Raw genomic sequence first — 11,625 nt, 5'->3', positions numbered from 1 at the left:
CGCCAAATTATATTCTAATATGATTATTACACGCGGCTGTTGCTATCGTTTTTCCGGGTCGGCAATTCCGCTCACCAGGGAGTCGAGCGCGCCACCGCCAGCCCCCGCACCTCGTTCGGCCATTTGCTCCGCACCGCGCAGTAGAAATGGTACAGCGCGCCGTCGTGATGGATCACCGCCGGCTTGTGGGCATATTTGTCGTCGACCGCCCCCGGCGCGCCGACGTCGATCAGCACCTCTGCCGATTTGCTGAAGCGCGTCGGGCTGTCGCCAAGCGCGAGCAACTCGCGCGCGAAACCATCCTGGGCGAGCCCGAAATAGATAATGCCCCACTGTCCGCGATGCGACACGACGACAGGGTCGCTGGCGAAGCGGAAATCGGGCGCGCCCTCGGGACCATTGCGGATCAGCGGATTGGCCGGGTGTCGGTGCCAGGTCTTCAGATCTTTCGAGATCGCGAGACCCGTCTGTTCCGTCCACGGCGTGCCGGTGGTCTTGGCATTGTAATAGAGGTGAAAGACGTCGCCGACCTTCACCAGATACGGCTTGTAGAGCCCGCCCCGCTCCCATTCGGCGCCGTCTTCGGGCCGCAGGATCACCGGCCCGCGCTTCCAGTGGCGGAAATCGTCGCTCCAGGCGAGGCCGATCACCGCCGCGCCCTCTTCATACCCCGCGTTGGGATAAGCATGCCACGCGGCGACATAGCGCCCACCGACCTTCACCAGCCGTGCCGGCGATTGCAGTTCGGTCTCGCGCAGGATCGAGGCGCAGGCGATGTTGAACCGAGTGATCGGATCATGCGGATCGCGCGTCAGGATCACGCCCTTGCGCGTCCAGTCGACCAGATTTCCCGACTCGCAGATACCCGTCTGGTATCCGGTGCCATCGAACCCGACATAGGTGAGATAGAATTTGCCGTTCGCGGAAAAGACGAACGGGCAATCGACGGCCTTTTCGTCAAAGCTGCCGGGAATGCCCGATCCGGCGAGGATCAGTTTGGGGTATTTATAGGGCGTCCGATACGGCGCCATGCGGTCGTCGGTGGCACCCGCGCTTGCGGTCCCGGGAAGAAGCATCGCCCCCAACGCACCCGCGCCGGCACGCATCACGCCGCGTCGATCGACTGTCATCATCCTCCCCCTCTTCCCTTCTCTCGCCCAGCCGCCCTCGCCCCTTCAGCGTCTGGGGATCGGCATGCCGGACTGGTCGCACGACCGGTACGCCGCCTCGGCCAGCGCCATTGTGCGCCATGCGTCCTCGACAGGGCTGCAAAGCACCGCGTTCTCGCCCGCCGCGAAGCGCTGAAGGTGGGCCATGGCGCCCGTTCCCGACGCTTCCAGCGGCACCTGCTCCCAATCCTTGCCGTCCCCGGCCAGCCACAGGAGATCGGGTTCGCCCACGGGATAGCCCAGCAACGCGCCAAACCTGGCTATTACGGCCCCCTGCGCGCCCTCAACCCGGAAGCTCGCTTCCTGGAAACGCGGGCCGAAATCATGATGATGATTGATCGACAACAGGCAGCGCAGCGTCGGGCCATAATCCAGGATCATCGACGTCCGGGTGCCGCAAAATGCCCCCGATGGGTGATCGAAGCTGCGCGCGAACACGCTGTCGGGCTCGCCAGCCAGCGCGCGGATCGCGTCGAGATAATGGACCGTCTGGTCGGCAATCCCGGCGCGCGGATTGGCGGTGAGGTTCGGGGACCGGTGCCGCGGAGTGGCGACGTTGATCCGCACCTCGATCTCGGTGAGCGCGCCAAGCCTGCCCTGATCGATCGTATCCCGGATCGCCCGCAGCATCGCCGAATGCCGCAACTGGAAATTGACGGATGCGGCCAGCTGCCTTGCTCGGCAGGTTTCGCGGATTGCGGTCGCAGCCGCCAGGTCGAGGCCCATCGGCGCCTGCAGCAATACCGTTGCGCCCATCGGGAGGGACCGCAGGATTGCCGGATGCGCCGCGGTCGGCGCGGCGATATCGAATACGGCGTCTACCCCCACCGCTTCCTCCAGCGACGCGAAGGCGCGCGGCACGTTCCATGTCGCAGCAAGCCCCTCGGCGCGGGAGCGATCGGGATCGTAGAGCCCGGCGACGGGAAAGCCGGCCTTCAGATAGGCCGAAAGATGGGCATCGGATGCGACGCCACCGGTGCCCAGCATGACGATCGGACGCGGGGCGGAAGGAATCGCACAGCTTCGCCGCAACGCAGCGTGCGTCGGATCGCGCAATGGCGCGTCATCAAGCATCGCAGCTGTTGCCCGCACGCTGCCCGCCCCCGCTATCGCCATCCTCTCTCAACATCGCTCCAATTAATATTCTTATATGATTATTTGCCCGACGCTATTATTGCGCTTACGCCGAGTCAAACGATTCCCGAACGGCGGGAGAAACGGAGAGATGGGATGCCCCTAAGCCTGTTAGCGCTCGCCCTGATCGCGCAAACCGCCACCCCGCCACAGGAAGCAGCCCCGCCGCCGCGCGATCCGCGCAATTGGCCAACGCCCGTGATGGATCGTGTCGCACCCACGCTGCCGCCGCTCAGGCGCGGCGCGGTGCTCGTGTTGTCCAAGACCAATGGCTTCCGCGATCCCGATCAGATCGAAGCCGCCAACGCCGCGCTGGCCGAGATCGTCCGCGACCAGGGCCGCGACGTGTTCGAGACCGAGAATGCCGCCGTGATGAACCCGCGCGACCTGGCGAAATTCTCGACGATCGTGCTCAACAGTACTTCGGGCAACATCTTCGACGAAACCCAGCGCGCCGCCTTCCGGCGCTGGGTCGAACAGGGGGGCGGCGTGGTGCTCCTCCACGGCGCGGGCGGCGATCCGACATATGACTGGCGCTGGTATCCCGAAACCCTGATCGGCGCCCAGTTCATCGGCCACACCGGCCGCCCCAAACAGTTCCAGCAAGGCACGATCGACGTGGTCGACCGCAGCAACCCGGCAACCCGCGACCTGCCCGCAAAATGGTCGCGCACCGAGGAATGGTATTCGTTCGACAAGGTGCCCAGCGGCAACTGCACCCGCATTCTCGCCACGCTCGACGAGACCAGCTACGAACCGTTCCCCGAGCGCGTGCGGATGGGCAAGAAGCATCCGCTCATCTGGACCCGCTGCATCGGCAGGGGCCGGATGTTCTTCTCGGCGCTCGGCCACAAGGCAGAGACCTATGCCGAGCCGCTGCACCGCACGCTGATCGCGGGGGCGATCCGCTGGGCACGGCGACGCTGAGACCGGCACGACGGCTTTCAACCGTTGACACGCCATTCCAGGTTCGCAACGGAAAATTTCCGCTGTCCCTCCACGGACATCGCGCGTCCTAGGGAGTGGGGAGTACGCCGTGCGGCAAAGCAGCGTCGATAAAAGCGAGGACTGGAATCAGCGCTGGCGTCCGGCGCTGATGGCGTTCTTCGTCCGAAGAATCGGCGACCGCGCAGAGGCGGAGGACCTGACCCAGGAGGTGTTCGAGCGGATGCTGCGCAGCGATGCCAGCATCGCAAACCCCAACGCCTTCGTCTTCCAGATCGCGGCCAACCTCCTGGCCGATCGCCATCGCCGCGCGCAGGTGCGCGAGCGGTATCGCCATCTGGTAGAGGCCGACGAATGGCGCGATATCGAGCTGAAAGACCCGCAGACGATCGCGCTTGGCCGCGAGGCAATGGCATGCCTGGTCGAAGCATTGAGGGCCCTGCCGGAGCGAACGCGCACCCTGTTCGTCTTGTACAAGTTCGAACAGATGAGCCAGGATAGCATCGCCGAGCGCTACGGCATTTCCGCCAGCGCAGTGAAACAGCACGTCGCCAAGGCAATGGCGTTTCTCGCAACCCAGATGAGAGACGTGAAATGAAGGAGCATCGCTTCATCGATTGTTCGCAGCGCGACGAGGAAGCCGCGCACTGGGTGGTCACGCTTGCGGTGGGCACGCTTGCCGAGCACGAGCGGGCGGCGTTTGATCGCTGGCTCGAAATCCCGGAAAATCTCGATGCGTTCGGCAGGCTCAACCACGCCATGGCCCGGATCGACACTGCGCGGGACAGCGCGGAGCTGGTCCATATGCGCTCCGCCGCCCTGCGCGACTTTGAGGCACAGGATGGGCAGCCGGCGGCACGCTGGGGGCTGTCGCGTCGCAAAATGCTGGCATGGGGCGGACTGGCAGCCAGTATCGCCGTCGTTGGTGCGGGGGTAGCGACGCTGGCGCGCGACCCTGTGCACCATTACGCGACGGGCGTGGGCGAACAGCGCATGGTGATGCTCGCGGACGGATCGCGGCTGGTGCTGGACGGCGACAGCGCAGTCGACGCCACGCTGGCCCGCTATCGCCGATCGCTCGTGCTAACGCATGGCCGCGCACGGTTCGACGTCGCGAAGGACCCGCTGCGGCCGTTCACCGTGGCTGCCGGCGGGCGGCTGGTCGTCGCGACCGGAACCTCCTTTTCGGTCGAGCTGCTGGGCAAGACGCTGCGGGTCCAGCTCTATGAAGGCCATGTCACGCTGATGCGCGAGGGGGACGGCCCTTCCCCCACCCGTTTTGCCCGGGGCGGATCGTCGCGCGCAGATGTCGAGCAGCCCTTGTCCCCCGGGGCCGAGGCAGTGGCCGCAGTGGGCCACCAGTCGCCCGCCGTCATCCGCCCGTTCCCGGTGGAGTCCGGGCAGCTTTGGGAACGCGGGCAGCTGGTGTTCGAGGACATGCCGCTTGCCGACGCCATCGCCCAGGTCAATCGCTATGCCCGGCGCCCGATCGAACTCGCAGACCCGGCGACCGGGCGTATCCGCGTCAACGGTGTGTTCTCGGCAGGCGACGTCGCGGCGTTCCTCGACGGGCTTTCGGCGCTGCATCCGGTTCGCGTGACGCGCACCGACGCCGGATGGCGCGTGGAACGCCGCAGAACGTAAAAATATCGGGACGGTGCTGTCCGCGTTTCGGACTCGTGCGTCTAACCCCTGAAGCAATAATCTTTCAAATGGGGGTCTGCAAAAATGGGTATCTATCAGTCCGCATCCCGCTGGGGTGCCGGCACCGCTATCGTTGCGATCATGGTGGCACAGGCTGTGCCGGCGGTTGCGCAGCAGGCACGGCACGATTTCAACATTCCCGTCCAGTCGCTGGCCAGCGCGCTGCGCAGCTTTGCCGCGACATCGCACGAACAGGTGACGTTCGACGGCGGCGATGTCGCCGGCCTTGCCGCGCCCGCAGTGAAGGGCCGGCTGACAGCGCGGGAGGCGTTGGCGCTGCTGTTGCGCAATACCCCGCTGGTCGCGGAGCGCGCCGCATCGGGGGTGTATATCGTGCGCCGGACGGCCGCACCCCGCGCGACCCCGGTGACGGTCGTGCGCGACACCGCGACGCAGGCGGACAGCGCGCCTGCAAGCGAGGAACTGGTGGTGACGGGCTCGCGCCTGCGCCGCACCGAGTTCGATTCGCCCATCCCGGTCGTCGCGCTGGACCAAGAGGACATTTCCGAACACGGCTATAAGGACCTGGCCGATGCGCTCCAGGACGTGCCCGGCGTCGATCAGGGGCTGAACCTGTCGGCGGGCCAGACCTCGACCCAGACCAATGGCCTTTCCACCGTCAGCCTGCGCGGGCTGGGCCAGAACCGCACGCTGACGCTGATCGACGGGCATCGCACCGTTTCCAACGTCGGCAATTCGAACGCGGTCAGCCTCAGCACCATTCCGACCTTCCTGGTCGACCGGATCGAAGTGAGCACCGGGGGCGCATCCGCTGTCTATGGATCGGACGCGATTGCCGGCGTGGTCAACGTCATCACGGCATCGCGGATCAACGGGATCAAGGCGCGCGTCGTCGGATCGGCGACCAATGACGGGGGCGGCGACGCGACCGAATATTCGATCGCCGCAGGCACGCGGCTGCTGGACGACCGGCTCTATGTGATGGCCACCGTCACCTATGAACAACAGTTCGCGCTGCGCGCCCGCAATCGCGACCGCGCGCTTGAATCCGTCGCCTATAACGCGACCACCAACACGCTCACGTCGCCGGACCTCAGCACCTATACGCCGGGCGGCCGGTTCCTCAGCGCGCGCGGCGCCTATTATTACGACGCCACGGGCCTGCATTCGGGGTTCGTGACGGCCGCCAACGGCTATGAGGATCGTATCAACGGCACGCTGATCGTGCCGCGCGACAGCACCAGCGCCGCCGGCAAGCTGGAATATGACTTCAGCGACCGCGTGAAGCTGAAGGGGCAGCTGCTCTATTCCAGCATTTCCACGCGGTCGGTGCGCGAGCCCTATTACATCTCGAACAGCTCGACCTACGGGGTGGAGGATCAATTCACCCTGGGTCGGATCGCGCGGACCAATCCGCTGGTCCCGGCAGTCATCGCCGCAGCGTCCACCAGCACCGGCATCGATTTCCGCCGCCGCCTCACCGAAGTCGGCCAGATGGCGATCGACAACGAGCGCGAGACGTGGCGCGGCTGGATCGGGCTGGAGGGCAAGGCCTTTGGCGACTGGGAATGGGATCTGACCTATGGCTATGGCCGGTTCGAGCAGAATCAGGTGCGCACCAATGGCGTGAACTTCCAGCACGTCCAGAACGCGCTCGCGGCGACGCGGCTGTCCGACGGATCGATCGTATGCACCAGCGTCGCCGCGCGTGCGGAAGGGTGCGTGCCGCTCAACCTGTTCGGCCTGGGGTCGATCAGCACGGCGGCCGCCGACTATATCCGGGGCGACGTCTGGTATAATTCGATCAACACCCAGCATACGCTGAGCGGCAATCTGAACGGCACGCTGTTCGAGCTGCCCGCCGGCCCGGTTCCCGCCGCGATCGGTTTCGAACTGCGCCGCGACCATACCGAGACGCACACCGACGCGCTCACCGCGAACGGCTTCAGCAACTATGCCTATATCCCGCAATATGCCGGGACCGTGAAAGTCGCTGAGGCCTATGCGGAAACCAGCGTACCGCTGCTGCGCGACAAGCCGTTTTTCCACCGGCTGAGCATCGACGGCGCGATCCGTGCGGCGCATTACAACCTGTCGGGCGTGGGCACGACGCTCAGCTACCGCGCGGGCGGCCAATGGGCGCCGGTCGAGGGCGTGAGCTTCCGCTCGACGTTCAGCCGGGCGCAGCGCGCGCCCGATACGACCGAACTCTATTCGCCGCCGCGCGACGATTTCGACACCGTGGTCGACCTGTGCAGCGGCGTGAGCGCCGCCACCGCCGGCACCGTGGCGCAGAATTGCCGTGCCAATCCGGGGATCGCCGCCGCGATCGCCGCGAACGGGACGTTCCGGCAGGAATCGACGAGCGTAAACGCGCCCAATTCGGGCAATAGCGCGCTCAAGGAAGAGACGGCCTACACCTTCACCGGCGGCGTGGTGTTCGCGCCGCGCTTCGTGCCCGGGCTCCAGGCGAGCGTCGACTATTACGACATCAAGGTTAAGGACGCGATTTCCTCGCTGTCCAACGCCAATCTGATGCTGGAATGCTACTCGGACGCTGCGGGCGCGGGCAACCGCTTCTGCGACACGATCACCCGCGATGCCGAGGGGCAGATCACGCGCATCATCAACCAGCAGGAAAATCTGGACCAGCTGCGCGCGCGCGGCCTGGACGTGGCGGTGTCGTATCAGTTCAAGCCGGAAATCATCCCCGGCAGCATCCAGTTCGCGCTCAACTTCAACCACCGGTTCGAACTGGGTGCCAAGTACCAGGGCATCGCCACGCAATCGACCGAGGATTACCGGGGCGAGGTCGGCACCTCGACCGACACGGCCAAGGCTAGCCTGGGCTGGAGCAGCCGCCGTGCTGCGCTGAAGTGGACGACGGTGTATATCGGCAAGGCAGTGGACAGCAACGAAGCCAAGGCGAGCTTTGCGGCGGCGGGGATCACCAATCCGCTGTTCCTGAACGTGCCCGCCTTCTGGCGCCACGATCTGACCTTCCGCATCAATCCGTCGCTGCGCCATCCCAACCTGCGCATCTTCGGCACGGTGCGGAACCTGCTCAACAGCGAAGGCCCGTTCCTGCCCGACGGGACCGAGAGCGGAAACGGCTATAACTACAGCTCGGTCTATGGCGTGTCGGGACGTACGTTCACGCTGGGCGCCCAGCTGCAATTCTGACCTGACGGGAGCGGAGGATTCCCCTCCGCTCCCGCGCACCCAATCGAAGAGACGATGATGCGATTGTTCCGGCCCCTGTTTTCGCTTGCCCTGATCGCCTGCATGGCTGTCGGGCCCGTCGCCGCCGCGCCCGAAGCGCCGCGCACGATGACTGCGATCGACCTGCTGTCGATCGCGCGGGCCGGAAGCCCGCTGCCCAGCCCCGATGGAAAGCGCGTGCTGTACCGCGTCAGCCAGGCCGACTGGGCCGCGAACCGCACCGTCAGCGCGCTGTGGATGGTCGATGCGGCGGGCGGCACCCCGCGCAAGATGCTCATCGGCGGCAGCGGCGCGTGCTGGTCGCCCGACAGCCGCACCATCGCATTCATCGACAAGCGCAAGGGCGACGGGCACCCGCAGCTCTATGCCCTTGCCGCCGATGGCGGTGAAGCGCGACGGCTGGCGAAGCTGCGTACCACGCCTTCCGAACTCCAATGGTCGGGCGACGGCACCCGCATCTATTACCTGGCCGACCAGCCGCTGGGCAAGGCGGCGGCGGCGCGGCAGCGCGAGCGCGACGACATGACTCCGTTCGAGGCCCCGCGCCGGCGCCGCGCGCTGTGGGTAGTCGATGTCGCTACCGAAACCAGTCGACAGCTGATCCACGGCGATTTCGACGTGCGAAGCTTCGACGTGTCGCCCGACGGGCGCGTGATCGTCTACCGCAAAGCCGCGTCGCGGCTGCTGGACGATCAGTCCGCGTCGGAACTTTGGCTGCATGTCGATGGCGCGGCGGATGTCCGCCTCACCGACAATGACTATCAGGAAATGGGCCCGCGACTGTCCGCGGACGGACGCAGCATCCTGTTCCGCGCGAATGCGCGCGACGGGCGCTACGGCACGGTCAACGCGAACCTGTTCGTCCTGGATATCGCCTCCCGCGCCATCCGCGAAATCGCCGACGGCCCCGACTGGGCGATCGAGGACGCGCTATGGTCGGCCGATGGTCGCGCGATCTATTTCACTGCCCAACAAGGCGTGCGCACCGGGCTGTTCGCGGTGCCGGCGCGCGGCGGCAAGTGGCGCCAGTTGGCGGGCGGCGACAGCGTCGTCAGCGCCCCTGCCCTGTCCGCCAATGGCAAGGTGCTGAGCTATGTCGAGCGCAGTGCGCGCCAGCCGGAGGAGGTGTTCCGCATCGACCCCGCCCGGGCGGGCGCCGTCCAGCTGTCGCATCTGAACGACGGCATCGCCGCTGCCTTTCGCCTGCCTCGACAGGAGGCGATCCGCTGGACGGCCACCGATGGGCAGCCGCTCGAGGGGCTCGTCACCTATCCGCTCGATTACGTTCCCGGCCGGCGCTACCCGATGGTCGTCCAGAGCCATGGCGGCCCGCGTTCGGCGGACCAGTTCAACATCTTCGCCTATGGCCGCCTCCAGCCGCAACTGGCGGCACGGGGCTTTGTCGTGCTCAGCGTCAATTATCGCGGCGGCACAGGCTATGGCGATGCCTTTCTTCAGGGGATGAACGGCGGCTATTTCCGGCTGGCGGACAAGGACGTGCTTTCGGGCGTGGACGAACTGGTCCGCCGGGGCATCGCCGATGCCGACCGGCTGGGGATGATGGGGTGGAGCGCCGGCGGGCATATGACGGCGCGGCTGGAGACCGTGACCGACCGGTTCAAGGCGGCGATCGTCGGCGCGGGCGCCGTCGACTGGCCATCGATGTACCTGCTGTCGGACACGCGGTGGCAGCGCCGCGAATGGTTCGTCACCCCGCCCTATGGCACCACGGCGCGGCGCGACCTGTACCAGGAATATTCGCCGCTCGCCGCCGTGGACAAGGTCCGGACCCCGACCCTGATCCTGGCCGGCGCCGAGGACAAGCGCGTGCCGCCGTCACAATCGGTCATGTACTATCGCGCGTTGAAGGCGCTGGGGGTGGAAGCGTCGCTGTACCTGGCGCCGCGCGAACCGCACAACTTCCGCGAACTGCGCCATCGCCTGTTTCAGATGAACGCCGAGATGGACTGGCTGCTGCGCCATGTCGTCACCGCCGACTATGTGTGGGAACGGACGGATATCGCCTATGATCCCGCCCTTGCCGGCGCGGGCGACGATGAGGGCCCCGTCGAAGACTGAACCGCAATGCCGCCGCGCCGCTGGGAGCGGGAGAAGGTGCGGTTCAGTCGCGTTGCGCGCGCATGGCGCGCGCCATCGGCGTGCCGTCGATGGCGGTGAGTATCTCGCCGAAGGACTGGTCGCTCTCGTCCTGGCCAAGCTTGAAGCGCGCTCTGGCCCGCGCCACCACGGCGCGGAACGCGACGACATGCTCGACCAAGCCCGCATAGCGGGCTCCCATCTGTTCGACTAGCCAGCGATCGCCTTCCAGCGCCTTCGCCAGGGCGCGGATCGCGGCATCCTCGCCGCCGGGCTGGAATTCGATATCGACTTCGAACTGCGCCAGCCGATAGTTCCAGGTGGGGCCCCAATCGGGTTTGGAGACCATCGAGGGCGAGATATAGGCGTGCGGACCGAAGAAGGTGACCTGCGCACGCGGAGTCGCCCGCACCCGCGCGACGTGCGGGTTGGCCGTGGCGAAATGGCCGATCAGTGCGGTGACGTGGCCATGCCCATCGACTTCGGCGAGAAGCGGCAGCGGCGTCGTGATGAAGCCCTGTTCGTCATGGGTGGTGACGAGGCCGAGGACTTCCTCCCGGATCATCGCGGCGACATCGCCGGCATTACGCGGCGCGAACCGGCTCATCGGGCGGCCTCCGCCGCCAGTTCGCCAGCACGCCGGATCGCGGCTCCCACCGCCGCAACGGCCATGCCGTCGATCCCGCCAGTCTCCATGGCAGCGAGAGCCGCCGCCGTCGTGCCGCCGGGGCTGGTCACTTCGCTGCGGAGCCGGGCGAGATCGGCACCCGGTCCGGCCAGCGCGCCCGCACCGGCCAGCGTGCCGCGCGCGAGCTCGTAGGCGATCGGCGCGGGCAGGCCCTGCGCCGCCCCCGCGGCGGCGAACGCCTCGGCAAAGCGGAAGAAATAGGCCGGACCGCTGCCGGAAATGGCCGTGACCGCGTCGAGCTGCGCCTCCGCATCGAGCCAGAGGAACGCGCCCGTCTCTCCGAACAGCGTTTCCAGAGCGGTGCGTGCGGACGGATCGAGCGTGCCCCCCGCGATGGCAGCGGTCATTCCCATGCCCCTGGCGACCGGCGTGTTGGGCATGGCGCGAACCAGCGCGGGCGCCGGGCCAAGCAGCGTGCGCAGCGTAGCGAGAGTGATGCCGGCGGCGATCGAGACGACGAGATGCCCTTCGTCCAGCACCCCGCGTAGTTCGCGCGCAACCTGGGGGAGAAGTTGCGGCTTGACGGCCAGCAGCACGATCGCCTCCGGCGGCACGGCGTTCAGGCTGGCGATCGCTGCCACGCCCTCGGGAAGCTGCGCATCGGGATCATAGGCGAGCACGGCGCGCGTACCCCGCCACGCGCGGGCGAAGGCCCCGCCCATCCGGCCGCAGCCGATGATAACGATCGGGAAGTTCATGCCGGTA

Annotated in this window: 9 protein-coding genes; 5 read left to right on the top strand and 4 right to left on the bottom strand. The window is 66.7% G+C overall.

The annotated features are described in order from the left end of the window. Positions 1–71: 71 nt before the first annotated feature. Positions 72–1,133 (bottom strand): hypothetical protein, encoded by a 1,062-nt coding sequence (locus tag ACG3SL_RS04945; protein WP_448664033.1) that lies wholly within the window; start codon positions 1,131–1,133, stop codon positions 72–74. Between the two features lie 42 nt (positions 1,134–1,175). Further along, positions 1,176–2,243, bottom strand: coding sequence for a Gfo/Idh/MocA family protein (locus tag ACG3SL_RS04940; RefSeq protein ID WP_448664032.1), 1,068 nt, complete (start codon positions 2,241–2,243; stop codon positions 1,176–1,178). A 156-nt stretch (positions 2,244–2,399) separates the two neighbouring features. Here ACG3SL_RS04940 and ACG3SL_RS04935 point away from each other — a divergent pair, with 156 nt between their 5' ends. The 5 genes from ACG3SL_RS04935 (at position 2,400) to ACG3SL_RS04915 (ending at position 10,214) form a co-directional block, all read left to right on the top strand. After that, on the top strand, positions 2,400–3,230 hold the full coding sequence (locus ACG3SL_RS04935; RefSeq protein ID WP_448664031.1) for a ThuA domain-containing protein: 831 nt from the start codon (positions 2,400–2,402) through the stop codon (positions 3,228–3,230). Positions 3,231–3,339: 109 nt separating this feature from the next. Beyond that, positions 3,340–3,846 (top strand): RNA polymerase sigma factor, encoded by a 507-nt coding sequence (locus tag ACG3SL_RS04930; RefSeq protein ID WP_448664030.1) that lies wholly within the window; start codon positions 3,340–3,342, stop codon positions 3,844–3,846. Further along, complete coding sequence (locus ACG3SL_RS04925) at positions 3,843–4,892, top strand: FecR family protein (protein WP_448664029.1); 1,050 nt, start codon at positions 3,843–3,845, stop codon at positions 4,890–4,892. The genes ACG3SL_RS04930 and ACG3SL_RS04925 overlap by 4 nt, the downstream gene beginning before the upstream one ends. 84 nt (positions 4,893–4,976) lie before the next feature. Then, complete coding sequence (locus tag ACG3SL_RS04920; protein ID WP_448664028.1) at positions 4,977–8,096, top strand: TonB-dependent receptor domain-containing protein; 3,120 nt, start codon at positions 4,977–4,979, stop codon at positions 8,094–8,096. Positions 8,097–8,150: 54 nt separating this feature from the next. Beyond that, a complete protein-coding gene (locus ACG3SL_RS04915) occupies positions 8,151–10,214 on the top strand; it encodes a prolyl oligopeptidase family serine peptidase (RefSeq protein WP_448664027.1) in 2,064 nt (687 codons plus the stop codon). A 43-nt stretch (positions 10,215–10,257) separates the two neighbouring features. On the opposite strand, the gene ACG3SL_RS04910 is transcribed toward ACG3SL_RS04915, so the two are convergent. Together ACG3SL_RS04910 and proC are read right to left on the bottom strand one after the other, a co-directional pair. Next, positions 10,258–10,839 (bottom strand): FMN-binding negative transcriptional regulator, encoded by a 582-nt coding sequence (locus ACG3SL_RS04910; protein WP_448664026.1) that lies wholly within the window; start codon positions 10,837–10,839, stop codon positions 10,258–10,260. Then, on the bottom strand, positions 10,836–11,618 hold the full coding sequence (gene proC, locus ACG3SL_RS04905; protein ID WP_448664025.1) for a pyrroline-5-carboxylate reductase: 783 nt from the start codon (positions 11,616–11,618) through the stop codon (positions 10,836–10,838). The genes ACG3SL_RS04910 and proC overlap by 4 nt, the downstream gene beginning before the upstream one ends. Between the last annotated feature and the right edge of the window lie 7 nt (positions 11,619–11,625).

The sequence above is a fragment of the Sphingomonas degradans genome, assembly GCF_053502645.1.
Note: the sequence above shows the minus strand (reverse complement) of the source record. Positions and strands in the feature narration are given on the sequence as shown.

Bases quoted from the DNA above. Each gene is read 5' to 3' on its own strand.
- ACG3SL_RS04945 (WP_448664033.1), bottom strand. From the start codon at position 1,133: ATGATGACAGTCGATCGACGCGGCGTGATGCGTGCCGGCGCGGGTGCG.
- ACG3SL_RS04940 (WP_448664032.1), bottom strand. From the start codon at position 2,243: ATGCTTGATGACGCGCCATTGCGCGATCCGACGCACGCTGCGTTGCGG.
- ACG3SL_RS04935 (WP_448664031.1), top strand. From the start codon at position 2,400: ATGCCCCTAAGCCTGTTAGCGCTCGCCCTGATCGCGCAAACCGCCACC.
- ACG3SL_RS04925 (WP_448664029.1), top strand. From the start codon at position 3,843: ATGAAGGAGCATCGCTTCATCGATTGTTCGCAGCGCGACGAGGAAGCC.
- ACG3SL_RS04920 (WP_448664028.1), top strand. From the start codon at position 4,977: ATGGGTATCTATCAGTCCGCATCCCGCTGGGGTGCCGGCACCGCTATC.
- ACG3SL_RS04915 (WP_448664027.1), top strand. From the start codon at position 8,151: ATGATGCGATTGTTCCGGCCCCTGTTTTCGCTTGCCCTGATCGCCTGC.
- ACG3SL_RS04910 (WP_448664026.1), bottom strand. From the start codon at position 10,839: ATGAGCCGGTTCGCGCCGCGTAATGCCGGCGATGTCGCCGCGATGATC.
- proC (WP_448664025.1), bottom strand. From the start codon at position 11,618: ATGAACTTCCCGATCGTTATCATCGGCTGCGGCCGGATGGGCGGGGCC.